Here is a 24,438-nt window from a genome sequence, read left to right as displayed (position 1 = left end):
GCCTTACACCACGGTATCATCACAGTCAATGTTTTCGATATATGTGTCGTTATTTCACGGAATTCCCTTTCAAACGCTTTTACTCTAGCATTATTTGTCCGTTCACGGAGCGGAAAAGTTTATGATAGTAAAATCTGATTACTCGGAGTATATGGCACGCAAGACTCCGGAACTGGGTGACGACTCGTCGGGCGGTGCGGACGAGAGGGCCGCTAGCGACAGCGCGATCGACCGCCGATCGTATCTCAAACTCGCCGGCGCGACCGCGGCGGCGATCGGGACCTCGGCAGGCGTCGCGGGCGCGCAATCGACCGAGGGAATGGAACGAATCGAACTCGACTACGACCGGTACGGCGATCCGTCGCAGCTGTACAACGTCAACGACAACCGCAGCGGCATTCCGCCGGAGTTCGTCTCCTCGCCGACGAACGGGTCCGACCAGGCGATTCGGACGGAGTTCTCGAGCGCGCAAAAGACCGCGAATCTCGAGTATCGGTTTGAGGAGAACGGCTACGAGATGCCGCGGGAGGTGTACACCAGCTTCAAGCTCTATCCCGACGGGATTCGACTCAGCGCGAACGATACGGTCCGGATCTTCTGGCTGCCCCTGACGAACGGAACCGGTTCGTCGGGCGGCGGCGCGACGGACGGAACCAACGGCTGGTCGAACGCGATCGGATTCGCTAACCGGAACGACTCGCCGGCGCCGAACGGCTACAACTTCTTCAGCTACTCCTATCACATGGATCGGGGCGGCTCGGGCGACTTCCAGATGACGGACGTTCCGATCTGGATGGACCAGTGGAACGAAATCGAGGGCTACGTCCGGTGTAACACGTTCTCCGGCGGCAGCGCGAACCGGGACGGCGTGATGCGCTACTGGGTCAACGGCGAACTCGCCTTCGAACGGACGAACCTCCGGATGACGACTACCGAGAGCAACCTCATCGAGGGCGTCGGCCCGCTGGGGTACGTCGTCGGCTCGAACCTCTCGGGCAGCGCGCTGATCTACGACGACCACGAGATCGCGATCGGCGGCGTGCCCGACGATCGGGACGATTCGCCGCCGTACGACGAGGATCCGACGCTGGTCGAGCCCAGCGCCCGCGAGCAGTACGAGGAGCGGTTCACCTACCGAAACGGCGACGAGGAGGCCGAGTACAAACTGTACGTCGACGGCGACATCGTCCAGTCCGACTGGAGCCAGGCGACCTACAACGAGAGCGTCGAAATCGCGTCCGACGAGTACGCCGTCGTCGAGGCGACGGCCGAGCCCGGCACCGTCGACGGCTACTTCTTCGACGGCGACATCGTCGCGATTTCGGCCGACCCCGAACCCGAACAGCTGTGGGTCTCGGGCGAGCAGATCGATCCGGCCGACTATCCCGACGCGCCGCCGGCCGAGAATCGATCCGACGAGCCCCTCGAGCGCGTCGTGCTCGTCGACGGTCTCGGAACGACCGGCACCAGCCGATACGAGTTCACCGTCAGCGGCTCGGTCGAGAAATCGTCGGACGGCGGTGCCTCGATCGACGGCACGGATACCATCGAGAGTGGGACCGTCACGGGCTCCGTCGCCGGCTGGCGCGACGCGTTCCGCTTCAGCGGCGACCTCGAGGAGCTCACGGTCGACGGGGCCGCGCGCGTCTCCGTCGACGGCGAGGAGATCGATCCGGCCGACTACGGCAACGACCTGCCCCACGTCCTGACCGTGGTCGGCAACGGATCGGAGGCGAGCTACGAGCTGACCGTCGACGGGACGATCGACACCGTCCTGGGTGACGCGTCCGCTACTGACGCCGAGCGACGGACCACCGAGACCGTGACGGGAACGATCGAGCGCGGCGTCCACCGATTCCGCTTCTCCGGCGAACTCGTCGACGTCACGTTCGCGACGGGCGAGACGCACGTGTACCTCGACGCCGAGCGAATCGATCCCGCCGACTACAGCAGCGAGACCCGCGTCCTGCCGCACGCGATCGTCGTCGACGGCAGCGAGGCCGACGACGCGACCGACTACTCCTTTACCATCGACGGCGACGTGATTCAGTCGAACTACCGCGACGCGACCGTCGACCGCGCCGACTCGCTCGAGGGTACGAGCGCCGCGGGCACCGTTCGGGCGGGCGAACGAGACGCCTACTTCTTCGACGGGGACATCACGGACTTCACGCTCGTCGGCGACGCCACCGTCGACGTCCACCACGACATCCAGTAGGACCGTCGACTCGGCGTTTCGGTAATTCGATTCCGTCCGTTTTCCGTCCGCTACCGACGATAGAGCCGGCCTATTCCTGCCGTAGTAATAGACTATTTCCCCACCGTCAACGGCCGGTAATGCTGCCTTTCGAACGGGCAATATCGCCTGCCGTCGTCCATATCTGTTTTCGAGAATTATCGACCAATCGTGGTAGTAATAGAATACATTCAGTATAATATAACGTTAATCAGTAGTAAAGGTTTATAATGATATCCCAGCGTTACCCGAGTTGCATGACGAGCGATCAGCCGGTAACCGAACACGATCGATCGGTCAGCAACGACCGAACCAACGGTGCCGAGTCGGGTCTCGGCCGACGGTCCTATCTCAAGCTGGCCGGATCGGCCGCCGCGGCGTTCGGGGTCTCGGGCGTAGCGGGGTCGGCGGCCGCTGCGGGTGACGGCGATCTGATCTCCGTGAACTACGACGACTACAGCGCACCGGGCGACGTCTACGACGTCAACGACGTTCGCGGCTCCCACCAGCCAGAGTTCGTTACGGACCGAGCGACGACTGGCCGACAGTCCCTCTACACGGCGTTTACGGGCGATCAGAAGATCGCCAACTGCGAGTACCGGTTCCCCGAGCACGTCGGCGACTATCAGGACGAGGTCTACACGCGATTCAAGATCTACCCGGAGAACTTCACCCTCAATCAGGACGATACCATCCGGATGTTCTGGGGGCCCCTGACGAACGGTCCCGGCTCCTCCGGCGGCGGTAACACCGACGGGACGAACGGCTGGTCGAACGCGATCGGCTTCGCCAACCGGAACGATTCGCCGGCGCCGGAGGGGTACAAGTTCTTCAGCTACTCCTACCACCTCGACAACACCGGCTCGGGCGACTTCCAGATGACCGACGCCGTGGTTCGAATGGACGAGTGGAACGAGATCGAGTGCCACGTGAAGGTCAACTCCTACCAGAACGGGCAGGCCAACGCCGACGGCGTGATGCAGTACTGGGTCAACGGCGAACTCGCCTTCGAGGACACCTCGATGCGCTTTACGACGACCGACGACAACCGGATCGAAGCCGTCGGGCCGCTGGGCTACGTCGTCGGCGACGCGTCCAATGCGGCGCTGTACTACGACGAACACGAGATCTGTCTCGACATGGGCCGCGAGGAAGCCCGCGCCGCTCTCGAGAGCCGGTAAGTGTCTTCGACGCGGTCAGTTAGCTGCCGAGACGGAGCGCCGATTTTGTGCGCGAGTAGCCGCTACGGCGTCGCCGCCGCGAGCCGCTCGTAACACTCGGCCGGCGGTCCGACCCAGCCGCCCAGCGCCTTCGCCTTCTCGATCATTCGGCGGTAGATCGTTCGATATCCCGGAAACTCGTCCTCGTTGAGGTACCGCGGATGCCAGAGCGCGGTCATGATCGCCCCGTTGTCGGCCGCCTCCTCGAGCAGGCGCCGACACTCGCGCCACGCGGCGTCGACCGAGGGCGTCTGGGAGAACAGCGTCGTCTCCATCACCGTCAGCGGGAAGACGACGAACTCGTCGTCGAACGGGCGGAGGACGTCGTACTGGCCGTCGAAGCCGTAGCTGTCGCTCGAGCCGTAGCTGGCGTCGTACCGGAGGCCGATCTCTCGGTGGTGCTCCCACGTCTCGGGGAGTTTCGTGTTGAGGTAGTGCTGGCGGCCGCCGCGAACGGTATCGCCGAGGACATTCTCGAGGACCCGCTTCTCGTACCCCAACCGCTCGCGGTCGTCGTAGGAGTCGTAGGAGCCGTGCAGGCCGACCTCCCAGCCGCCATCGTCGAGCGCCCGAACGACGTCGACGATCTCCGGGTCCATGATGTCGTAGCGGCCCGTGTAGAGCATCCAGTTGCGGGGCTCGAGCCACTCGCGAGGGGACTGCTCCCAGAGACGCTTCTCGTTCAAGAAGTACCAGGCCGACCGGACGTCGAGGTCGTCCTCGAGGGCCATCAGCTCCTCGAACTGCCAGTAGGGGCGCTCGTCGGTGACCAGCGACCGGAGATGGGAGGGATCGCGCTCCGCGGCGGCGTAGTAGGGCGCCTGGAACGTCTTGTAGGGCCGGTCGACGTCGTGGGTGAGACAGAGGGCGAACTCGTAGTCGTCGTCGAACGAGCGGTCCGCCATCATGCGTCGCTCACCCGTTCGACCGTGTTCACGACGAACTCCGTCGTGTCTATCGTCTCGTCGAACAGCGTCCGTCGACGCTCCCGCCACGTCGAGTCGTCGATCGCCAGCAGCTCCCGGGCGGTGGCGGCGACTTGGCTCGGCTCGGCGTCCTGCTCGAGCCGGCGGATCAACCCGTAGCGCGTCTCGAGTTCCTCGAGGACGCCGGCGTCCAGATCGGAGACGTACAGCGACGGCGTGCCGAGGACGGCGCTCTCGATGGCCATCGTCGCGCTCTCGCCGAGGAACAGATCGGCGTGAGCCAGCAGGTCGTGCATCCGTTCGGGCGGCAGGTCGATCCGTCGGTCGGCAAGCGCCGGCGGGAGGTCGCCCTCCGCCGAGACGAGGACCGTCGCCCCCTCGCGCTCGAGGTCGGCGACGAGGCGTTCGACACCGGCCATCCCCTCCTGGCCGATGTCGTGGGCCGCGGTCCACGAGATCAGCCGCAGGACGATCAGCGACTCGTCGCCGATGGTGGCGGTCGCGTCGCCGGGCTCAACAGAGTCAGCTCCGGTGGCGGTCCCGGACGCGGCCCCTCCGTCGGTCGCCGCGGGAAGTCCCGCCTCGACCTGCGGCTCGAGGTCCGCGAGGACCGACGGATCGGGACTGAACCGATCCGGGTGGAGGTACGCCAGTTCGTGGTAGCCCGGATAGGTGTAGTGGGAGGAGCCGCGGTCGTCCCAGAACGCACGGGGCGTACAGACGAGGTCGGCGAACGGCAGCGCGAGCGCGTTCGACAGGGTCGCGTGCTCGGTGTCGGTGAACAGCACGCTGTGGCCGTCGACGGCCGCGGACGCGTGTGCGACCGCCGGTTCGCCGATCGCGAGCATGACGTCCGGATCCAGCCGTCGGACGCGTTTGAGCAGGCGGTACTCGTAGGTCGCCTGCACTTTCGCGAGTTCGAAGGGCGACTCCGCGCTCCCCGCGAGACGCTCGTACTCGATCCCGTAGGCTTCGAGGAGAGCCTCGGTGACGTCCTTCGCGCGGGCGAAGACGCGAACGTCGTAGCCCCGTTCCTCCAGTTCGTCGATCGCGTTCCTGAAGAAGTGGACGTGAGCCGGATGCTGGACGGTGACGACGACGCGGCCCGCAGGTGTAGTCGCCATCGTCACACCTCCATGGACTCGTTGGCCTGCATGTCGAACAGCATCGCGAAGAAGACGAACAGGCAGCCGGTGACGAACAGGAGCGCGCTCACCGATCCGCGGACGAACAGCGGGGCGGCGAGCGTCATCCAGGCGTACAGCGACCAGGCGATCCCGAGGACGCCGACGCCGCAGATCGCCGTCCCGAGGAGGTAAAACAGCGCCAGCGGGTGGAAATCGAGGACGAGATAGCGAGCCTTCAGCCGCCAGCAGAAGTTCCGGAGGAGCATTCCCGACACGTTCCAGATGTAGGAGGGGTAATCGATGCTCGACTCCTCGTCGCCGTAGACGGCCGGCATCGGGACGTCGGCGATCCGCATGCCGCGGGCGTTGAGCTTCACCAGCAGGTCGTTACAGTAGCCGTAGTACTCGTACATCTCCTCGATGCCGACGTTCTCGAGGGCCCGCTGGGAGATGGCTGTGTACCCGTTCTGTGGGTCCATCATCTTCCAGTAGCCGGAGGCAATCTTTGTCAGGAAGGTTAAGACTGAGTTGCCGAAGAACCGCCACCGCGACATGCCGTCGCGGTACTCCTTGTCGACCAGGCGGTTCCCTTTCGTGTAGTCTGCCTTGCCCTCGACGATCGGATCGAGAAAGCGCGACAAGATGTCGGGGTCCATCTGACCGTCGCCGCCCATCACGGCGGTGATGTCGATCTTGTCCTCGAGGGCCTCGAGATAGCCGGTCTTGATCGCACCACCGACGCCGCGGTTCGTCTCGTGTTGAATCGGAACGACGCGCCGGTCGAACGCCGGACCGCCGTCGGTGGCGGTCACCGGCTGTTCGTCGGCCCGAACGGCCGCGACGGACTCCTCGGCGGCGCCGTTTATCTCCTCGGCCGTCTGGCGGATCTCGTCCCAGGTGCCGTCGGTCGAGCAGTCGTCGACGGCGTAGATCCGATCGACGTACTCCGGCATCGTTCTGAGCACGTCGCCGACGAATCCTTCCTCGTTGTACGCCGGAACGACGACGCCGACCGTGTGCTGTCTATACATGCTCTCACCCTCCGTAGCCGGCGGTCCCGGGTTGCGTTCGATACCCTGCAATCCGTCCAAGCAACGCCACTGGTCGATCGCGGTTTCCCCGGTTCCACGCGCGAACGCGCGGTCGCCCCGAACGCGGACCGGCGACTGCCGATCCGGACGCGTTCCCGGTTCTCGGCGCGGCGAGGGCGTCGGAATCGTCGTTACCGTCCCGACGACGGTCGACTGCGGGGCGAGCGCGCTCCGCGCGCTCGGCTACGGGGATCCCGTCGGCTGTCCGGACAGCCACGGAACGGCGATCGAAACCAGTCGAACTCTCCATAGCGAACACGGGGCTATTGTCACAGTGTATAGAGTTTTGTTATTACAGTCGTACAATTCGTTCAGTCTCCCTAACACCGACATAGTGGTGTTCTCGAGGACGTTTTTCTCACCCATCCATGACAGAGGACAGTACATACACGCCAAATTGTCAATGAATAAGATACGAATGAGTGAAACGCCGGTACATGTCAGTCGTCCAATCGGAGCCCCCTCAAGACTGATACCCTGTCGAATGCTGGTAACGTCAGTAGCGCGCTCGACGGTCCAGGTGCTCGAGAGCGACGGTGTCGACGTTCGGTCGCGGCGACGCGAGTACGTTCCCTCGCGACTCGGCGCAAAGATCCAATAGGGTGCGAAACGGATAGGAGTCGCTTTCGAACGGACGAGCGCGACGGTCGCGCGCTATGCGCCGGATACAGCGGACCGAACGCGCCGGTGAACTCGGGCGCGGTCAGCAGCGGGGTCCGTCGCCGCCCGATAATCGCAATCATTGACTATTTTTGTAGTGAATTGAATGGCGCTGGCGGAAATATGTATGTCTACCTGACAGACACCACGGCGAGCAAACAGTTTCTGACGTATCATATTCGATCGAAATTTCGCGGTAACGCAACTGTGGTTGCTATTCGCAAACATTCGCTATCGCCGATCGCCTACACGAATCGTCGTCGCAGCCGACTACCACGAGTAACTATCACGAAAAACGATTCAAACCGGCGGTAGAACGGCTCCACAGGGGTTTTTGGGGGTGAAGATACATCATACCAGTATGAGACTTCACAACAGGGAGATTCGACAGGACGTTCGAGAACTCGGCGCGTTACTCGGGGACGTTCTCGAGGACCAGACCTCCCGGCAGGGGTTCGAGACGGTCGAGTCGTGCCGGCGGGCGGCGATCGATTACCGATCGGGCGACCTCGAGTCCCGTGAGCCGCTGATCTCGCGACTCGAGGGGCTCTCGCCCCACAATCAGCGGATCGTCGCGCGGGCGTTTACGACCTACTTCGAACTGATCAACCTCGCGGAGGAGCGCGAGCGAGTCCGAACGATCCGCACCGAATCCAACGAGGGAACGCTCGAGGACAGCCTCGAGATGGCGGCCGAGGAACTCGGCGAGCGCGGCGTCGACACCGTCGAGGATGTGCTCGACGACGTTCTCATCGAGCCGACGTTCACGGCCCATCCGACGGAGGCGCGGCGCAAAACGGTCAAATCGAAGCTGCGGACGATCTCGACGCACCTCGAGACGCTGGACGAACGGCTGCTGACCGAGAAGGAGCAGTCGCAGGTCTGGCGGGACATCGATGCCGAGGTGACGAGCCTCTGGCAGACCCCACAGGTGCGAAACCGCCAGCCCGAGCCCGAAGACGAGGCGCGCAACGTCCAGTGGTACCTCGAGAACACCCTGTTCGACGTCGTCGGCGAGGTCTACGACGAGCTCGCCGACGCGATCGACGCGGAGACGGCGGGCGACCTCGAGATTCCGAAGCTGTTCGAGTTCCGCTCGTGGGCGGGCAGCGACCGCGACGGCAACCCCTACGTGACGCCCGAAGTGACCGCGAACGTCTTGGAGCGCCAGCGCGAGGTCGTCCTCGAGAAGTACCGTGACGAGCTCAAGCGCCTCTCGGGCGTCCTGAGCCAGGACGGGAGCCGGATCGACACCGGCGGCGAGTTCGAGGCCTCCCTCGAGGACGACCGCGAGCGACTGCCCGGAAGCGCTCGCACCGCCGAAGATCGGTACCCGGGTGAGCCCTACCGCCAGAAACTCAAACTCATGCGCGAGCGCCTCGCGCGCGTCGGCGACGTCCGGCCGGGTGGCTACGACGACGTCGACGAACTCCTCGACGATCTCGCGGTCATCGCACAGAGTCTGCGGAACAACAGCGGGGAGAGCGTCGTCGAGGCCCACGTCGATCCGATCCGCAGACAGGTCGCCACCTTCGGCTTCTCGCTGGCCAGTCTGGACCTGCGCGAACACCAGCAGAAACACACCGGCGCTATCGCCGAGGCCCTCGAGCGAGAGGGGATCGACTACAGATCGCTCTCCGAGGACGAACGCGTCGAACTGCTGACCGACGCGGTCCTACAGGACGACCCCCTCGTCGATCTCTCGGAGACGAGCGACCTCTCCGAGGACTCGGCGCGAGTCCTCGAACTCTTCGACAGCCTCGGGGACTGGCAGACCGAGTACGGCGTCGAAGCCATCGACACCTACGCCATCTCGATGACCGACGAGCCCAGCCACGTCCTCGAGGTGCTGTTCTTGGCCGATCAAGCCGGCGTCGTCTCGCTGCCCGAACACGCGGGGATCGACATCGTTCCGCTGCTCGAGACCGAGTACGCCCTCTCGGGAGCGCGACGCATCATGGGGACGCTGTTCGAAAACGAGGCCTACAGTCAGGCCCTCGAGGCCCGCGGGCGGACTCAGGAGATCATGCTGGGCTACTCGGACTCGAACAAGGAGAACGGCTTCCTGGCGGCCAACTGGTCGCTATTTAAAAACCAGCGCCGGCTGGGCGAGATCTGCGACGATTACGACGTCCAGATGCGGCTGTTCCACGGCCGGGGTGGCTCGATTTCCCGTGGCGGCGGGCCGATGAACGAGGCGCTGCTGGCCCTGCCGAACAACACGATCACCGGCCAGGTCAAGTTCACCGAACAGGGCGAGGCCATCGCCGAGAAGTATGCCAACCCCCGTATCGCCGAGCGCAACATCGAGCAGATGCTCAACGCCCAGCTCCGGGCGCGGCTGTACGCGAAGGAAGAACCCGACGAGGAGGAGCTCCCCGAGGAGTGGTTCGACGCGATGGAGACCATGGCCGACGCCGCCCGGCAAGAGTACCGGGATCTCCTCGAGAGCGACGGCTTCGTCCAGTACTTCGAGCAGGCGACGCCGATCTCCGTCATCGAGGATCTCGATCTGGGCTCCCGGCCGGCCTCGCGCAGCGGCGAGCGCACCGTCGAGGATCTGCGGGCGATCCCGTGGGTGTTCTCCTGGACCCAGTCGCGGTGTATCCTCCCGGGCTGGTACGCCGTCGCCGCGGGGATCGACGCGTATCTGGAGGACGGTGGCTCGATGGAGACCATGCAGGAGATGTACGACCAGTGGCCGTTCTTCCGGACCACGCTCGACAACGCGGCGCTCTCGCTGTCGCGAACCGAACTCGAGATCGCCGACCAGTACGCCGACCTCGCCGATTCGGAGCTCCGCGAGCGGTTCTTCCCGCGGATCACCGACGAGTACCAGCGCGCGACGGAGCTGATCACCGAGATCGGCCAGCGGGAGGACCTGCACACGCGCGACTGGCTCGGCGAGAACTTGGCGCGGCGCAACCCCTACGTCGACCCGCTGAACGTGTTACAGGTCTACCTGCTCGATCGCAACCACCGGACGGACGTCGAAGAGCGGACGCTGCGGCTGACGGTGAAGGGAATCGCCGCCGGGATGAAGAACACGGGCTAATCGATTAGTTCGGTCCACGAGGGGCTGACGCGGCTATCCGTTCGTCAGTCGTCCTCGTCGTACCGCTCCGCGGCCGACTGGAACCCCAACTCCTCGTATTCCCGACCGCGCCGTTCCTCGAGCGCGGCGATCGCCTCCGGATCCGGCGCCGCGTCGTCGGTGATCCGCGCCCACGAGTTGTGGACCTTCGCGTGACACCACCGGCAGAGGTAGACCGTGATCTCGTGGGAGAGGGTCTCCCCGTCGCGCGCGTACGAGAGGTGGTGCTCCTCGAGCAGCGGGCGCTCGTCGTCGTGGGCCATGCGCTTTTCCTCGAGGCCACACCGGACGCACTCCCGGTCGCGATTGCGCGAGCGGAAGTGCGGGCAGTCGGCCCACGTCCAGTCCGATTCGGGGTCGACGACGGGACACTCGTACTCGTCTTCGGCGCGTTCGCGAGCGAATTCGGGATCGTGCTCGTAGTGGTCGAAGGCGTACCGACACGTTCCCTCGCCGGTGAGGTGGTCGCAGACGCCCGCGAACTCGTAGGGGTCGTCGACGCCGACCGACGTTCCCCGCGGCGTTTTCTCCATGCGTGGTTAGCAGCCGTTCGCACGGCGAGCAGTTGAACGTCACGGGTCGGCGAGACGGCTCCGGACTCCGGGCGCTCGCTGCTCGAGGAGGGTGTGCTCGCGCTGTTCGAGGCGAGCAGACGAGTCGGCGAGAATCGACTCGAGCTAAGTATCGTCAGTGGCGTTGCCGCCGATGCTTTCGTCGTCGGGGATCGTCTCTTGTTGGTTCCGCCACCAGTCGTCCCCCTCGAGCAGTCGCGTTTCGATCTCCTCCTCGACCGGACTGAAGTTGATCGCGGTCAGCCGCGGATCGTTATCAAAGGGCGTCCACTCCGGACTCACTTCGTACACCAGCGGCCGGTCCGAGCCCTCTTTCAGGTTCGGGACGTATCCGAGGCTCACATCGTACTGCCCGATGTCGGCTTCGTCCGCGATGAACAACTGGACGTGTTCGCCGGTGTTGAGCCATCGAATCGTCCGCGTGTTGTAGCCCGTGAACCAGCTATCGTCGATCCCGCCGTAATTCGGCGACCAGTCGAGGGTATCCGAGACGATCGCAAACCGCGCCTCCGGATGGAAGTTGTTCTGAAAAATCAACGCCTCCCACGCCCCCTCGAGGGGGCCGGGCCGCTCCTCGTCGTAGTCCTGTGCGCTCGTTACGCCCGATGCTGCGGCGCTCGCGCCGACAGTTGCGACGACGCTCTTCTTGAGGAACGTCCGACGCGATTCATCGGCAACAATTCTCTCAGGTCGGCGTTTGTTACTGTCAGTCATCGTTCTCTCGTCCCCGCGGACGCTCTCGCGTAGAAACGGCATCCAATAAAAGACGGAAGTCCGTTCACGGTCGTAATCTTCTCGTGGCGCCGCCTATCCGATCGTTTTCGGTCGCATCACTGCAGTTACAGTGGCGAAATCAGGGTTAGCGGCGAGAAAGATCGCGTTACAATCCAGACGGGAGTACACGGAGCGTTTCCGTTGCGAATACGACGATGTGTTCGCAGATCTATCCTCCCTGGACCAGCACTGCTCGCACGGCATCCCGTAGAACCGACCTGATCGCTCTCATCGCAGTCGGCCCTCGGAGGCGCCTCGAGCGAGAAGGTTTTTGCCACCCGACTCCCGACTCGAGGCTGTGCAGTTGGTTCACGAACCGGTTTCGGGCGGCGATGCGACCGATAAGGGCGGCGATCGACGAGTGCTGGCGACCGACGTCGACCTCGCGGACTCGCTGCTGAGCCAGACCCGCGGCCTGATGTTCCGCCGATCGCTGCTCGACGGCTCCGCGCTGACTTTCCGGTTCGATTCCGCTGCGGTTCGCGATGTCCACATGCTGTTCGTCTTCTTCCCGATCGACGCTGTCTGGGTCGTCGACGGCGTCGTCGAACGAGTCGAGCGCCTGCGCCCGTGGCTGAGCTTCGCCCGCGCGGAGTGCGACCTCCTCGTCGAACTCCCGGCCGGCACCGCGGACGGCGTCGAGGACGGTGACAGGGTCGTTCTCGAGTCCTGAGCCTGCTCCGATCGCTCGCCCGCCTCACTCGACGACCTCGAGCGCGCCGTCCCGAACGCGAACATCGAGCAGGCTCGTCACGGGCCGGGAGATGTCCCCGTGGTCGGCATCGACCCGTCGGAGGACGGTCACGATGTCGACGATTTCGGCGCCGACGGCCTCGAGGGCCTCGCAGACCGCTTCGATCGTGCCGCCCGAAGAGAGCACGTCGTCGACGACGACCACGCGGTCGCCCGCGTCGACGCCGTTCAGATAGAGATCGCTCTCGCCGTAACTGGTCTCCTGGTGGACGGCCACCTCCTCCGGGAAGCCGTAGGAGCGTTTGCGGACGACGACCAGCGGAATTCGGGTGGCCAGCGACAGCGCCGTCCCGTGGTGGATTCCCATCGCTTCGGGTGCGACGAGCGTGTCGACGCCCTCGAGGTCGATCCGCTCGCGGATGCCGTCGGCGATCGCCTCGAGCACCGCGGGGTCGAGCGGGGGCACCCCGTCAGTGACGCCGTGGACGAAGTACTCGTAGCCGTCGCGATCGACGACCGGGGCCTCGCGAAGCGACCGTGCGAGCTGCTTCAGAGTCGGGTCCATGTACTCGAGCGCCGGTACAACGGGGGGTTGCAAGGGTGTTTGGATCCAACCGTTTGCTCTGCGAGCGCGGCTTCGCCGCGCCCTCGAGCAGTCGACGCGAAGTCGTTCGAAAGCTCTTCGATCTTTCGTGATGCCGGAAATCTTCGATTTTCGGGCCACGCCGACGACCCCGCGGGATCTTCGATCCCGCTTAGCGTTGATGAAACGCACTCCTCTTTCCCCTCCACTCCGTTTCGGGTCAGTCGTCGGCCCGCTCGCTCGCTTCGTTCGCTCGCGGCGAGCATACTGGCTCACCCACGTCTCCGCTCTCCGGGACCGGCGGATTTAAGTCGGCAAGATGCGATAGGGTCACACACATATGTCCGAGGATAGAGGAAGTCGGGGCAACCCGGCTGGGCGTGAAATTCTCCGATGAACAGACTGCAACCACCGATTCGCTTCTACCTGTGACTCACTCCGCCGACGATACGATCGCTCCAGACCGCACAGTCCGCCTTCTCGACACGACGCTTCGCGACGGCGAACAAGCCCCGGGCGTCTCGCTGACGCCCGACGAGAAAGTCGACATCGCCCGCTCGCTCGAGCAGGCGGGCGTCTCGGTCATCGAGGCGGGCAGCGCCTGCACCGGCGCGGGCGAGCGACAGGCGATCTCGCGGGTGACCGACCTCGAACTCGACGCCCGCGTCACGAGCTTCTGTCGCGGAATGGAGTCCGACATCGATCTGGCCCTCGACTGTGACGTCGACGGGGTCCACATTGTCGTCCCCGCCAGCGACCGCCACATCGAGGACAAGGTCGGCACCTCTCACGAGGACAACCTCGAGAAAACCGCCGAACTCGTCGCCTACGCGAAAGACCACGACCTCTGGGTCGAGGTCATCGGCGAGGACGGCTCCCGGGCCGATCTCGATTACCTCGAGGAACTGATGGCGACGGCCGTCGACGCCGGCGCCGATCGGATCTGCTTCGCCGACACCGTCGGCCACACCGGGCCCGAACGCACCGCCGAAGCCGTCGGTCGGCTCGCCGACGTCGGACCGGTCAGCGCCCACACCCACGACGACCTCGGGCTGGGCGTCGCGAACGCGCTGGCGGCCGTCTCGGCCGGCGCCGACCTCGTCCACTGTACGGTCAACGGGCTCGGCGAACGCGCCGGCAACGTCGCCTTAGAGGAGGTCGCGATCGCCCTCTCCCACGTCTACGACGTGGAGACACTCGAGCTCACGGAGCTGTACGATCTCGCCCAGACCGTTTCCCGGGCGACGGGCATCCAGCTCCCGCCGAACAAGGCCGTCATCGGCGAGAACGCCTTCACCCACGAGAGCGGGATCCACACCGACGGGACGCTCAAGGACGACAAGATGTACGAGCCCTACGCGCCCGAAACCGTCGGCCGCGAGCGCCGGCTCGCCCTCGGCAAGCACACCGGCCGCGCGGGCGTCACGGCGACGCTCGAAGAACACGGCGTCGAGGCCGACTCCGACGAGGTCGCCGAGATCGCGACCCGCGTCACCGAACTCGGCGACCGAGGTCGCCGGGTCACGGATGCCGACCTGCTGGCGATCGCCGAGGACGTCACCGGCGACGACCGCGAACGGGTCGTCGAACTGCTGGACCTCAACGCCACCAGCGGCGGTGCCGTTCCCACGGCGAGCGTCCGACTCGAGGTCGACGGCGAGGAACGCGTCGCCAGCGGAACCGGCTCCGGCCCCGTCGACGCCGCCGTCTCCGCGGTTCGCGAGGCGCTGGGCTCAATGGCCGACGCCGAACTCGACTCCTACCACGTCGACGCCGTGACCGGCGGCACCGACGCCGTCGTCACCGTCGAGGTGACCATGATGCGCAACGATCGCTCGGTGACGGTCGCCCGCAGCGAGGCCGACATCACGCGCGCGAGCGTCGAGGCGATGGTCGACGCGCTCGATCGGTTGCTCGCGGCCGATCAGCAGCCGCTCGCGCCCGCGGACGACTGAGGTCGCGCGAGCCGCTTTCCACGCGTTCGCTCGAGGAAATAGCACCCAGTAGCACCGCTCCCGTTCCGGATTCGTCCCGCTAGTGGAACCGCTGGCGGGAGATAACGTTCCAGGGGTCGAACAGGTAGACGCCCGCGATGAACAGCGCGAGGAGCACGACGAACAGTTTGAGGAACTCGCTCGCGGTCGACGGAATGCCCGGCTCGATCGTGATCGCCATTACGGCCCCGACGCCGATCCAGAGGGCCCCGACGATCAGTCGCTGGCGAATGTTCATACGTGGACGTTCGCGGCGGACGTAATGAACCCGGCGGGTCGCCGCCGCCGGATCACCGATCACCCGATCACAGGGAGGGTCCCTGCGGGCCGAAAGTCTTCTCGTCGAGGACGTCCTTGCGGACGTCCGTCTGGTCGACGTCCTCGTAGGCGACCGGGCCCTCGACCTGATGGGCTTCGGGGCCGGGCTGGTTGCCGATATAAACGACGTTCGGATCCGTCCCGATGTCCTCGAGGAGTTTGAACTGCGACTGCGGATCGCCGCCGAAGTCTTCGAGGACTTCCTGTGCGAGCTCCTCGTCCGGTCCCTGGAACTCCTCGTCCTCGTCCGGTTCCTCGGCGAGGTCGAGTTCGACGAGCAGGTCCCGGCTCTCGAGGTCGAGTCCGTTTTCCTGGAGCGCGCTGGCTACGTCGAACACGGTCGCCTCCTGTTCGGCGAGGGTCTCGTTCGCCCCGTGTTCGGGTTCGCCGCCCTTTCCGAGGATGGCGACCGCCACCACGACCGCAATCGTCTCCTCGTCGAGGTCTTCGACGGAGTCGACGACCGACTGGAGATCCTGATCGCCGCCCTCGAGACTCCCTTCGATCGTCTCCGGATCCGGAAGATCACTGGCGATTTGGACGAGTGAGCGACTTTTCGCGGTGTTCTCGATGTATCGTTGCGGATCGCTGTTCGGATCGTTCATGTCGCCGAACTGGATGACCTCCGGCGGGCAAGCGTCCTCGCAAGCTGTCCGGCCGACGAACTCCTCGCCTTTACTTCCGTCCTGGCGCGTCGGACAGAACGTACACTTCTCCATGACGCCACGGGGACCACGGGCGCTGACCGGCCGCCCCCGTTCGTCGTAAACGTGGTCCGGATCGAGTTCGGATTCGGGGACTTCGGGCTCGTCCCACTGGAAGTAGTTGACGCCGTACGGACAGGCGACCTGACAGTAGCGACAGCCGATACAGACGCCGTAGTCGGTCAGGACGAGCCCGTCGGAGTCGCGGGTGTGGCGCGCCGTCGTCGGACACACCTTCTCACAGGGCGCGTCGGTGCAGTGCTGGCAGGGACGGATGAGGCGGTAGTCCTCCTCCTCGTCGGTCGTCTCGTCCTGGTAGTCGAGGATGTACATCCAGTTGGCGCCCTGATTCCAGTCGTGTTCCTCTGCGCAGGCGACGACGCAGGAGAGACAGCCGTCGCAGTACTCCAGATCGAGGGCCATCCCCCACTGGGTCCCTTCGTTCTCTTCGCCCCCCTCTTCGGACTCCTCCGCGACCGCGGCGGCCGGCGGTTCGTCCGAACCGCCGTTGGAGATCCCCCAGGCGCCGAACCCCACCGCACCGGCGCCCCCCATCTTCTTCATCATGTCGCGGCGCGACTCCTCGTCGACGCCGAACCGAGAGAGCGTGTTCTCGAGGCGACCGTCCTCGTCGGCGTCACCGGCCTCGATTGGCCGCTCGTCCTCGCCGAACTCGTCCATCACGTCCTCGTGGTAGCGGTCGTGGAAGTCCGCCTCCGAGAGCTCCCCCTTCGTGACGCGCATGGCGTCTTTGGCCATCTCCATCCCAAGCTCCGCGTCGTACTCCGTGTCCTCGAGTTCCGCCTCGAGGCCATCTTGCCACTCTTCGCCGAGCGGATGAAACACCTCCTCGTCCGCATCCTCGTGATCGTCGGAACTCACTGCTGTCCACCCCGATCGACGGCTGCCTGATTATAATCGAGTCCCATTTTCTGCTACTACCGATTTCGGACCGATTTCGATAAACAGTATGCTTGCGAATAGCATGGTTGTGTATATCACTCGTGAGGTCCGAACGCGCGACGGTTCGCCGCGGTCGACAAAGCGGTGAGTGGGTCGTCGCTGCGGGCTCGACTCGAGGACTGGACTCGGACTCGAGTCGGTGTCGTCGGATGAACGAACGCACGGCTCGCCGCACTCACTTTGCCGTTCGTAAGAGAGGGAGATTTGAACAACGTCCAGACGTGCTCGCTCCGCTGCGCGCGTCTGGCCTCGTTCAAATTCCCGCGATCGTTTTCCAGCAACGGGAGTCGGTTCGCGCCGCTACGCGCCGCTCGTCGGTTAGTGTCGCTGCAAAAGTGCCGAGAGGGAGATTTGAACCACGGTCGGAGCAAAGCTCCTCCCTGATTCAAATCTCCATAGTGGGTTTCACGGCGCAGTGGCTCACTCTGTTCGCCTTGTTGCGCCGTGAAAACGCCGAGAGGGAGATTTGAACTCCCGAGTCCGTGAGGACAGTAGATTTCGAATCTACCGCCTTGGCCGGGCTAGGCTATCTCGGCTCACTCATTCGTACCCGGGTGATGTTTTTACCCGTTTCGATTTTCGCCTCCCGTGATGGTGTGTACCGTACCAGTCGCGGGATCCCCGTTCGTCCTCAGAGGATATCACCGACGCGTCGCGGTTCTCCCTGGAGGTTCGGCTGTTCGGCGACCATCTGCAGCACTTCGTGATCGGTCACGTCGTAGTAGGTCTTCTCCGTCGCCTCCTCGATGAGTTCTCGCTCGAGGCGGAACTCGGTGCCTTCGTAGACGACGTCGACCCCCTCTTCGTCGAACGCGAGAGTCGTCATGGACGGCCGTACGCGGTGCGGGATTAAAAGAGAGGCGTTGCGACTCGCTTCGCGTGAGACGCGCGTCAGACGCGCGGCGGACGACGCGCGAGGTTTATTAGTGGATAACTCCTTTGGGGTGAAGTGTGGCCTTCAGCAGGGACCCGTTAGACGAACTGGTCGTTCCCGACGGAACGGAAGCCAAGGAAGTCGACCTTGTAACCGACGGTGACGTCCTCGTCGGCGGTCGGTCGACCGTCGAGTTCGGGGTCCGCGGCCGAAACGTCCTCGCCGGCGAAGGCGTCGAGTTCGGCGGCGCCATCGAAGCCGAGGCGGACTGTCGCCTCGACATGTGGTGTGAGGTCGCCGAGAACGTACTGGTCGGTCAAGACGCCTACATCGGCGAGCGCGTCCACGTCGCCGGCGAGATGAAAGTCGCCGGCGACCTCGACATCGGCGACGACGTCGAGATCGAGGAGGGGTTCGAGGCCAACGGCTGGATCGTCATTCGCAACCCCATGCCGACGATCGTGTTCCTGTTCGTCTACCTCAAACACCTCCTGCTGATCGGCGAGGAACAGACCGCGCAGCGACTCGTCTCCGAACTCGTCGACGAGGACGAGGGCGAGGAGATCGACGTCGACCCGCTCGTGATCCCCAAAAACGCGACGGTCAGCGACGACGCCTGGCGGGTCTCGACGCCCGCGACGATCGGCGACGACTGCCGGCTTCACGGCAACGTCCGCGCCGAGACGATCGATGTCGGAACCGACACCACGATCTTCGGCAGCCTCCGGGCTCGAGGTGACGTCTCCGTCGGCGAGGGAACGCGAATTCACGGCGACCTGACCACGCGCGACGGCGACGTCACGATCGCGGCGGGCGCTCGCGTCCTCGGCGACGTCTCGTGTGCGGCGCTCGAGCTCGGCCCCGACGCGGAGATCGACGGGACGATCCGCGCCGACGGCGAGATCACGATGGGGACGACCGACCGCGAACCCGAGTGAGGACGGGTCGCGGCGAGAAAACGAGCGCGGCGCTCAGTAGATCAGTTCGTCGTCGTTTTCGACCATGTACAGCGTCCGCGCCGCGATGTTGACCGAGTGATCGCCGACGCGCTCCAGGTCGCGGATCGTCAGCAGGAGCCGCGAGACGTCCTGGAGCAGTAGTTCGACCTCGTCGGGCGAATCGAGTTCGCGCTCGATCAGGTCGCGGACGACGATCTCGCTGGCTCGCTCAGCGAAGTGATCCAGGTCGTCGTCTCGAGCGGCGAGTTCGCGACAGGCTGCAGTGTCCTCCTCGTCGTAGGCGACCATCGCGTCCTCGATCATCTGGAGAGTCAACTCGCCCATCTCCTGGACGTCGACGTCGGGGAACAGGTTCTCCTCGGCGTCTAACGTGTACTCACCGAGGTTCGTCGCGAGGTCGGCGATCCGCTCTAAGTCGGTGATGATCTTGAACGAGGCGGCGATAAACCGGAGATCGCTCGCGACCGGCTGCTGGAGCGCCAGCAGGTCGATACAGTCCTTCTCTAAGTCGAGGTACATCCGGTTGATCTCGCCGTCGCCCTCGATTACCTCGCGGGCGAGTTCGTGGTCTTTCTGCTCGAGGGCGTCGAGCCCCATCCGAAGTCGCTCCATGACGACTTCGCTCATGTAGAGGATGTCCTCGCGGAGTTCCGCGAGTTTCTCCTGATACGATTTTCTGGCCATGATGCAGCCACCTTTCTGGGCGAAGATATAACTTGCGCTCGCACTACCACACAGCGGTTCGCCGCCCCGCAGCAAGGACGAGGTCACCGAGATCGCCGCTGAGTGGGCCAACGAACTGGCGGACGACGCGGAAGCGTACGGCCTCGAGGCGAAGGGCGTCGTCCGGACCGGCGTCCCCGCCGAGGAGATCGCCGACTTCGCCGCGGAGATCGACGCCGACATGATCGTCATGGGGACCGCCGGCCGAACCGGACTCGAGAAACGGATCGTCGGCAGCGTCACCGATACGGTGGTCCGGACGGCTCCGGTTCCGGTCGTCACGGTCCGTCCGGACGGGACGGTCGACGGCGCCTGACGGACGCGTTCGGTTCGCATCGGGGTCGCTCCTCGCGTACCGAGCGCAGGGGCTTCGTCGCGCTCTCCACGCGCTCGTCTGGATCGTCGAGACCGCACGCTATCGGAACCGCTCCAGCGACGTTCTCGGAGCCCGAAGGGAGACTCGTCGATCGAAGTCGTACTTCATCCCGAGCAGGCCGCCGAGGATCACGGTGATCGCGACGGCCGACGCGGTCATATTCAGGAGGAGCCAGTCGATCGAGATTCCGTACAGCGTCTGATCGATGGGCGCGAACAACCGGACGCCGCCGCTCAGCATATCGAAGACGACGTGCGAGCCGAACCCGATCGCGGCGGCTCGCCAGGGGCCGACCGCGGAGAGGAGCGCGACCACGACGACTCCCGCCAGCAGCGAGTGCGTGAGTCCTCGGTGCGTCCACACGATACTCGAGACGTAGCCGAGTTCGATCAGCGGTCGAAAGACGAACGTATCGGCGTCGGGGACCGTCGCGGCGAGCGCCGCGACGAGATACGGCTCGGGTCGTTCGGACCGAGCGGCGAGCGAAACCAGTGCCAGACTGAGCAGGATGTGTACCCCAGTGGCGACCATGTTTCTCAGTCCATGCTAGTTAGTCACATAATAGATGTGGTTAGCGAACAATACACATTCGCAGACGGAAGCATCTCCTCGGGTAGTAATCAGTGTGTTCGCTCATACGGGCGGTACTGAAAACGTCGCTTCGACCAAAGTTGGATCCGATCGGTGTACGATCAGCGGCCGCCGCTCAGACGAGGGCGGCGCCTATCCGAACTTGCCGGTGATGTAGTCCTCGACGCGGTCGTGCTCGGGGTTCTCGAAGATTTTGTCCGTGTCGTCGAATTCGACGAGCTCCCCGCCGGTGAGGAAGACCGCCGTCTTATCGGAGATCCGAGCGGCCTGCTGCATGTTGTGGGTGACGATGACGACCGTGTACTCCTCGGAGAGGTCCTCGATCAAGTCCTCGATCTTCGAAGTGGCGATCGGATCCAGCGCCGACGCCGGCTCGTCCATCAGGATCACTTCCGGGTCTGGAGCGATCGCCCGGGCGATGCAGAGCCGCTGTTGCTGGCCGCCCGAGAGATCGAGTCCGCTCGAGTCCAACTGATCTTCGACCTCCTCGAGCAGTGCGGCCCGCTCGAGGGCGGTTCGAACCTTCTCGTCGACGTTTTCGTCTTTCCCTTGGACCCGAAGCCCGTAGGCGACGTTGTCCCGAATCGATTTCGGGAATGGGTTGGGCGACTGGAAGACCATGCCGATCTTCCGGCGCAGGGCGACCGGGTCGACGTCGTCGTCGTAGACGTTCTTCTCGCGGAAGTAGAGGTCGCCCTCGACGCGGGCGATGTCTATCAGATCGTTCATGCGGTTGATCGAGCGCAGGAACGTCGACTTTCCACAGCCCGACGGGCCGATCAGCGCCGTCACCTGTTTTTCGGGAATCTCCATGTCGATCCCCTGGAGTGCCTGGTCGTCGCCGTAGTAGACGTCGAGGTCTCGCGCCTCGATAATCGTCCGATCGGTCACCGATTCGGCGCCGGCGTCGGCGCTGTCGGCGAGACCGCCGGTTCCCGGCGTCGGGGCTGGCTGGTCGTCGGTCGGTTCCGTCTCCGAGGAAGTCATCTGTTCGTTAGTCATTGTCAGGTGCGCTGTTGATATCGGTTCCGGATGACGATCGCGATCGAGTTGATGGTCAGCAAGACGACGAGCAGCGTGACGACGCCGGCGGCGACGACGCCGTACTGGAATTCGGTCTGGGGGTAGGAGGCCCAGTTGTAGATCTGTAGCGGCATGGCGCTGACCTTGCTGAAGGGGCCGTTCGGGAGCCCGAAGACGGTCGTCGGGGCGGCGATCATGATCAGCGGTGCCGTCTCGCCGATTGCACGGCCGAGCGCGAGGATCGTCCCGGTCATGATGCCGGGCATCGCCCGCGGCAAGACGACGTTGCGGATCGTCTGCCACTTCGTCGCGCCCATCCCGTAGGACGCCTGCCGCTGGGAGTCGGGAACAGACCGGATCGCTTCCTGGGCCGAGATGATCACGATCGGCAGGATGAGCAGGGCGATGGTGAACGCGGCCGCCAACACCGACCCGTAGCCGATGCTAAAGAGGCCGACGAACAGCCCCAGTCCCAGCAATCCGTACACGACCGAGGGGACGCCGGCGAGGTTCGCGATGTTGAGCTGGATGAACTTCGTGAGGTAGCCGTCGCCGGCGTACTCCTCCAGATAGATCGCGGCGCCGACGCCGAGCGGGAACGTGACGAGCGCGATCACGAGCATGATCGCGATCGAACCGACGATCGCCGGCAGGAACCCGGCCTGGAACGGATCGGGATGCGGCGGGTTCGTGAGGAACTGCCAGTCGAGCCAGCCGACGGCGTCGACGGCGACGTTCAGGAGCAACGCCGCCAGCGAGACGATACCGACGAGCGTCGCCGCCAGCGCGAGCAGGCGGAACGACACGTCTTTCGTCCGACTGATATGACCGAACCCGGAGTCGGCGGGTTCGTCGCGGGTGTCGGCCGCCATCAGCGGTACACCTCCCGGTAACGCGACGCGACGAATTCACTGATGAGATTCATGACGAAGGTGATGACGAACAGTGTCAGGCCGACCGCGAAGAGGCTCTTGTACGCTTCTCCCTGGCCGACGATGTCGCCCGTCCCGATCTGGACCATCGCGGAGGTCATCGGCTGAATCGAGTTCAGGAACATCCCCGCCGGATCGGTCAGATCGACCATCCGGGGCGTCTGTCCCGCCGCGATGGCGACGATCATCGTCTCGCCGATCGCCCGCGAGAGCGCGAGGATGAACGACGAGAAGATTCCGGACAGGGCGGCCGGCACGACGACGGACGTCGAGACGGTGAACTTCGTCGCTCCCAGCCCGTAACTGGCCTGGCGAAGCGAGTCCGGCACCGCGCTCATCGCGTCCTCGCTGATCGAGGAGACCATCGGGATGATCATGATACCGACCATGATCGACGCCGACAGGGCGTTGAACGTCGACAGCGGCAGGAACGTGTCCAGCGCCGGCGTCACGTAGACCAGCGCGAAGTAGCCGTAGACGACCGTCGGCACGCCCGCCAGCACCTCGAGCGCCGGCTTGAGGTAGGCGCGCTGGCGGTCGGAGGCGTACTCGCTGAGGTAGATAGCGGTCAGCAGCCCGATCGGGAGCGCGACCATCGCCGAGCCGATGGTGATGACGAGCGTTCCCGAGATCAGCGGCAGCACGCCGAACGAAACCGGATCGTGCGTCGGGTTCCACTCCGTTCCGGTGAGGAATTCGACGGGCGAAACCTGAGCGAAGAAATCCACCGCATCGATGAGCAACGTCAGGATGATCCCGACCGTCGTCAGAATCGACAGGAGCGCACAGAGCAGGAAGAGGTACCGGAACGCGGTCCCCCGCGCCGTTCGGATGTCGTCGTGGGAGAAATCGGGTTGGCTCATTCGGTCACCTCCGCGACCGCGGCGTCGAGTTTCTCGAGGTTCTCGTCGCGCTTGTCCTCGGTGATCGGCACGTAGCCGACGTCGGAGACGAGATCCGTCGCGGCCTGTTCCATGTAGAACCGAACGAAGTTACGGACCGCCGGTTTCGTGAGCGATTCCTTCGCGACGTAGATGAACAGCGGTCGCGAAAGCGGCGTGTACTTGCCGGACATGGCCGTCTCGATCGACGGCTCGACACAACCGTCACCGCTGTCGATCGAGACGGCTTTGATCGAATCCGGGTTCTCGCTGTAGTACGAGAAGCCGAAGTACCCCATAGCAGTTTCCGAACCGCGGACTCCCTGAACGATCGTTCGATCCCGTTCGGTCGCGTAGTAGTCGCTACGGTGGTTCAGTTCCTCGCCGAGGACCGCCTCGTTGAAGTAGTCGAACGTGCCCGAGGTGGTCGCGGCGCCGTACAGTTCGATCTCCTCGTCGGGCCACTCGTCGTTGAGATCGCTCCACCGCTGGGCGCCGTCGGTCCGCCAGATCTCCTGGAGTTGTTCGACTGTGAGACAGTCGACCCAGTCGGCTTCCGGATTGACGACCACCGTTAGCGCGTCGGTCGCGATCTGGAACTCGATCGGTGTGACATCGTTGTTTCCGCACTGTTCGATTTCGGCATCGGCGATCTCCCGACTCGCGTTGTTAATGTCGGTTCGCCCCGCACAGAAGAAGTTCCCGAACCCGCCGCCGGTCCCGGTCTTGCTGAGCGAGATATTGACGGTCGGGTTTTTCTCCGAGAACGCAGAGGCGATCGCCTCAGTCACGGGAAACACCGTGCTGCTCCCCGCGACGTTCACTTGTTTCCCTTCCGCGGCGAAGACGCCGCTACAGCCGGCTAACCCACCGGAAAGAGCGACGCCAGCCGCGGCGAGAAAATCACGCCGACCGAAGCCGGTCGGCAGGGACGCCGTGGTTTCTCTCGACATCACCGGATGCAAACCACACTGTAGGTAAGTAGACTACTATGAGAACTATATAGTGATATGTACTCGATACAGTGACTGTCAGCGCTATAACTGGTGCTGCTGTTAAGGCGTTAATCCATACATATGAGAATAGCTAACGCGCGAAGCAGTAGCGAGGAATGAACGTGTACT

Annotated in this window: 22 protein-coding genes and 1 tRNA gene; 7 read left to right on the top strand and 16 right to left on the bottom strand. The window is 64.3% G+C overall.

Annotation, left to right across the window (positions count from 1 at the left end):
• Positions 1-151: 151 nt before the first annotated feature.
• Positions 152-2,218 carry a hypothetical protein gene (locus HTUR_RS12340; RefSeq protein ID WP_049941724.1) on the top strand — a complete coding sequence of 689 codons (2,067 nt, stop codon included), beginning with the start codon at positions 152-154 and terminating at the stop codon, positions 2,216-2,218.
• A gap of 275 nt (positions 2,219-2,493) precedes the next feature.
• The gene (locus HTUR_RS12335; protein WP_012943655.1) at positions 2,494-3,417 is read left to right on the top strand and encodes a hypothetical protein; all 924 of its coding nucleotides are present in this window, start codon (positions 2,494-2,496) and stop codon (positions 3,415-3,417) included.
• A gap of 62 nt (positions 3,418-3,479) precedes the next feature.
• On the opposite strand, the gene HTUR_RS12330 is transcribed toward HTUR_RS12335, so the two are convergent.
• Genes HTUR_RS12330 through HTUR_RS12320 form a run of 3 tightly spaced genes read right to left on the bottom strand, consistent with a single transcriptional unit; the run spans position 3,480 to position 6,540 of the window.
• Positions 3,480-4,364: a polysaccharide deacetylase family protein gene (locus HTUR_RS12330; RefSeq protein WP_012943654.1), complete on the bottom strand. Its 885-nt coding sequence runs from the start codon at positions 4,362-4,364 to the stop codon at positions 3,480-3,482.
• The gene (locus tag HTUR_RS12325; protein WP_012943653.1) at positions 4,361-5,506 is read right to left on the bottom strand and encodes a DUF354 domain-containing protein; all 1,146 of its coding nucleotides are present in this window, start codon (positions 5,504-5,506) and stop codon (positions 4,361-4,363) included. Before HTUR_RS12325 ends, HTUR_RS12330 begins: the two co-directional genes overlap by 4 nt.
• A 2-nt stretch (positions 5,507-5,508) precedes the next feature.
• Positions 5,509-6,540 (bottom strand): glycosyltransferase family 2 protein, encoded by a 1,032-nt coding sequence (locus HTUR_RS12320; protein WP_012943652.1) that lies wholly within the window; start codon positions 6,538-6,540, stop codon positions 5,509-5,511.
• Between the two features lie 1,081 nt (positions 6,541-7,621).
• Between HTUR_RS12320 and ppc the strand changes: the two genes are divergently transcribed.
• Entirely contained in the window at positions 7,622-10,315 is a 2,694-nt protein-coding gene (gene ppc, locus HTUR_RS12315) for a phosphoenolpyruvate carboxylase (RefSeq protein WP_012943651.1), read from the top strand.
• 44 nt (positions 10,316-10,359) lie between these two features.
• Here the strand turns inward: ppc and HTUR_RS12310 are convergent, their stop codons facing one another.
• Both HTUR_RS12310 and HTUR_RS12305 read right to left on the bottom strand, forming a co-directional pair.
• Positions 10,360-10,887: a DUF7097 family protein gene (locus HTUR_RS12310; RefSeq protein WP_012943650.1), complete on the bottom strand. Its 528-nt coding sequence runs from the start codon at positions 10,885-10,887 to the stop codon at positions 10,360-10,362.
• A 144-nt stretch (positions 10,888-11,031) separates the two neighbouring features.
• Positions 11,032-11,640 (bottom strand): hypothetical protein, encoded by a 609-nt coding sequence (locus HTUR_RS12305; RefSeq protein ID WP_148225336.1) that lies wholly within the window; start codon positions 11,638-11,640, stop codon positions 11,032-11,034.
• 358 nt (positions 11,641-11,998) lie between these two features.
• Here HTUR_RS12305 and HTUR_RS12300 point away from each other — a divergent pair, with 358 nt between their 5' ends.
• Positions 11,999-12,373, top strand: a complete 375-nt coding sequence (locus HTUR_RS12300; protein ID WP_012943648.1) for a DUF192 domain-containing protein — start codon at positions 11,999-12,001, stop codon at positions 12,371-12,373.
• 24 nt (positions 12,374-12,397) lie between these two features.
• Here the strand turns inward: HTUR_RS12300 and hpt are convergent, their stop codons facing one another.
• On the bottom strand, positions 12,398-12,958 hold the full coding sequence (gene hpt, locus HTUR_RS12295) for a hypoxanthine/guanine phosphoribosyltransferase (RefSeq protein ID WP_012943647.1): 561 nt from the start codon (positions 12,956-12,958) through the stop codon (positions 12,398-12,400).
• A gap of 446 nt (positions 12,959-13,404) precedes the next feature.
• On the opposite strand from hpt, the gene HTUR_RS12290 reads away from it, so the two are divergent.
• Positions 13,405-14,931 (top strand): (R)-citramalate synthase, encoded by a 1,527-nt coding sequence (locus HTUR_RS12290; protein ID WP_012943646.1) that lies wholly within the window; start codon positions 13,405-13,407, stop codon positions 14,929-14,931.
• A gap of 79 nt (positions 14,932-15,010) precedes the next feature.
• Here HTUR_RS12290 and HTUR_RS12285 read toward each other — a convergent pair whose 3' ends face one another.
• The 4 genes from HTUR_RS12285 to HTUR_RS12270 form a co-directional block, all read right to left on the bottom strand.
• Positions 15,011-15,208, bottom strand: a complete 198-nt coding sequence (locus HTUR_RS12285; RefSeq protein WP_012943645.1) for a hypothetical protein — start codon at positions 15,206-15,208, stop codon at positions 15,011-15,013.
• A gap of 67 nt (positions 15,209-15,275) precedes the next feature.
• Positions 15,276-16,874, bottom strand: a complete 1,599-nt coding sequence (locus tag HTUR_RS12280) for a 4Fe-4S ferredoxin N-terminal domain-containing protein (RefSeq protein WP_012943644.1) — start codon at positions 16,872-16,874, stop codon at positions 15,276-15,278.
• Between the two features lie 532 nt (positions 16,875-17,406).
• Positions 17,407-17,491, bottom strand: a tRNA-Ser gene (locus HTUR_RS12275).
• A 95-nt stretch (positions 17,492-17,586) separates the two neighbouring features.
• On the bottom strand, positions 17,587-17,781 hold the full coding sequence (locus tag HTUR_RS12270; RefSeq protein WP_012943643.1) for a DUF5800 family protein: 195 nt from the start codon (positions 17,779-17,781) through the stop codon (positions 17,587-17,589).
• A 125-nt stretch (positions 17,782-17,906) separates the two neighbouring features.
• Here HTUR_RS12270 and HTUR_RS12265 point away from each other — a divergent pair, with 125 nt between their 5' ends.
• Positions 17,907-18,767, top strand: coding sequence for a polymer-forming cytoskeletal protein (locus HTUR_RS12265; RefSeq protein WP_012943642.1), 861 nt, complete (start codon positions 17,907-17,909; stop codon positions 18,765-18,767).
• 33 nt (positions 18,768-18,800) lie between these two features.
• Here the strand turns inward: HTUR_RS12265 and phoU are convergent, their stop codons facing one another.
• Positions 18,801-19,472 carry a phosphate signaling complex protein PhoU gene (phoU, locus tag HTUR_RS12260; RefSeq protein ID WP_012943641.1) on the bottom strand — a complete coding sequence of 224 codons (672 nt, stop codon included), beginning with the start codon at positions 19,470-19,472 and terminating at the stop codon, positions 18,801-18,803.
• A 91-nt stretch (positions 19,473-19,563) separates the two neighbouring features.
• Here phoU and HTUR_RS12255 point away from each other — a divergent pair, with 91 nt between their 5' ends.
• The gene (locus tag HTUR_RS12255) at positions 19,564-19,827 is read left to right on the top strand and encodes a universal stress protein (protein WP_081443462.1); all 264 of its coding nucleotides are present in this window, start codon (positions 19,564-19,566) and stop codon (positions 19,825-19,827) included.
• Positions 19,828-19,926: 99 nt separating this feature from the next.
• Here HTUR_RS12255 and HTUR_RS12250 read toward each other — a convergent pair whose 3' ends face one another.
• The 5 genes from HTUR_RS12250 to HTUR_RS12230 form a co-directional block, all read right to left on the bottom strand.
• Positions 19,927-20,418 carry a metal-dependent hydrolase gene (locus HTUR_RS12250; RefSeq protein ID WP_012943640.1) on the bottom strand — a complete coding sequence of 164 codons (492 nt, stop codon included), beginning with the start codon at positions 20,416-20,418 and terminating at the stop codon, positions 19,927-19,929.
• A 192-nt stretch (positions 20,419-20,610) separates the two neighbouring features.
• Positions 20,611-21,480 (bottom strand): phosphate ABC transporter ATP-binding protein PstB, encoded by an 870-nt coding sequence (gene pstB / locus HTUR_RS12245; protein WP_012943639.1) that lies wholly within the window; start codon positions 21,478-21,480, stop codon positions 20,611-20,613.
• 2 nt (positions 21,481-21,482) lie between these two features.
• Positions 21,483-22,373, bottom strand: coding sequence for a phosphate ABC transporter permease PstA (gene pstA / locus HTUR_RS12240; protein WP_012943638.1), 891 nt, complete (start codon positions 22,371-22,373; stop codon positions 21,483-21,485).
• On the bottom strand, positions 22,373-23,296 hold the full coding sequence (gene pstC / locus HTUR_RS12235; protein WP_012943637.1) for a phosphate ABC transporter permease subunit PstC: 924 nt from the start codon (positions 23,294-23,296) through the stop codon (positions 22,373-22,375). The genes pstA and pstC overlap by 1 nt, the downstream gene beginning before the upstream one ends.
• On the bottom strand, positions 23,293-24,267 hold the full coding sequence (locus tag HTUR_RS12230) for a PstS family phosphate ABC transporter substrate-binding protein (protein WP_012943636.1): 975 nt from the start codon (positions 24,265-24,267) through the stop codon (positions 23,293-23,295). Before HTUR_RS12230 ends, pstC begins: the two co-directional genes overlap by 4 nt.
• Positions 24,268-24,438: the final 171 nt, after the last annotated feature.

Origin of the sequence: Haloterrigena turkmenica DSM 5511, from assembly GCF_000025325.1 — an archaeon.
In the GTDB taxonomy this organism is placed as follows: Archaea; Halobacteriota; Halobacteria; order Halobacteriales; family Natrialbaceae; genus Haloterrigena; species Haloterrigena turkmenica.
This window is presented reverse-complemented; position numbering and strand designations above follow the sequence as displayed.

Bases quoted from the DNA above. Each gene is read 5' to 3' on its own strand.
- HTUR_RS12305 (WP_148225336.1), bottom strand. From the start codon at position 11,640: ATGACTGACAGTAACAAACGCCGACCTGAGAGAATTGTTGCCGATGAA.
- HTUR_RS12340 (WP_049941724.1), top strand. From the start codon at position 152: ATGGCACGCAAGACTCCGGAACTGGGTGACGACTCGTCGGGCGGTGCG.
- HTUR_RS12330 (WP_012943654.1), bottom strand. From the start codon at position 4,364: ATGATGGCGGACCGCTCGTTCGACGACGACTACGAGTTCGCCCTCTGT.
- pstC (WP_012943637.1), bottom strand. From the start codon at position 23,296: ATGAGCCAACCCGATTTCTCCCACGACGACATCCGAACGGCGCGGGGG.
- HTUR_RS12230 (WP_012943636.1), bottom strand. From the start codon at position 24,267: ATGTCGAGAGAAACCACGGCGTCCCTGCCGACCGGCTTCGGTCGGCGT.
- HTUR_RS12310 (WP_012943650.1), bottom strand. From the start codon at position 10,887: ATGGAGAAAACGCCGCGGGGAACGTCGGTCGGCGTCGACGACCCCTAC.
- HTUR_RS12270 (WP_012943643.1), bottom strand. From the start codon at position 17,781: ATGACGACTCTCGCGTTCGACGAAGAGGGGGTCGACGTCGTCTACGAA.
- HTUR_RS12335 (WP_012943655.1), top strand. From the start codon at position 2,494: ATGACGAGCGATCAGCCGGTAACCGAACACGATCGATCGGTCAGCAAC.
- phoU (WP_012943641.1), bottom strand. From the start codon at position 19,472: ATGGCCAGAAAATCGTATCAGGAGAAACTCGCGGAACTCCGCGAGGAC.
- hpt (WP_012943647.1), bottom strand. From the start codon at position 12,958: ATGGACCCGACTCTGAAGCAGCTCGCACGGTCGCTTCGCGAGGCCCCG.
- HTUR_RS12320 (WP_012943652.1), bottom strand. From the start codon at position 6,540: ATGTATAGACAGCACACGGTCGGCGTCGTCGTTCCGGCGTACAACGAG.
- pstB (WP_012943639.1), bottom strand. From the start codon at position 21,480: ATGACTAACGAACAGATGACTTCCTCGGAGACGGAACCGACCGACGAC.
- HTUR_RS12250 (WP_012943640.1), bottom strand. From the start codon at position 20,418: ATGGTCGCCACTGGGGTACACATCCTGCTCAGTCTGGCACTGGTTTCG.
- ppc (WP_012943651.1), top strand. From the start codon at position 7,622: ATGAGACTTCACAACAGGGAGATTCGACAGGACGTTCGAGAACTCGGC.
- HTUR_RS12325 (WP_012943653.1), bottom strand. From the start codon at position 5,506: ATGGCGACTACACCTGCGGGCCGCGTCGTCGTCACCGTCCAGCATCCG.
- HTUR_RS12285 (WP_012943645.1), bottom strand. From the start codon at position 15,208: ATGAACATTCGCCAGCGACTGATCGTCGGGGCCCTCTGGATCGGCGTC.
- pstA (WP_012943638.1), bottom strand. From the start codon at position 22,373: ATGGCGGCCGACACCCGCGACGAACCCGCCGACTCCGGGTTCGGTCAT.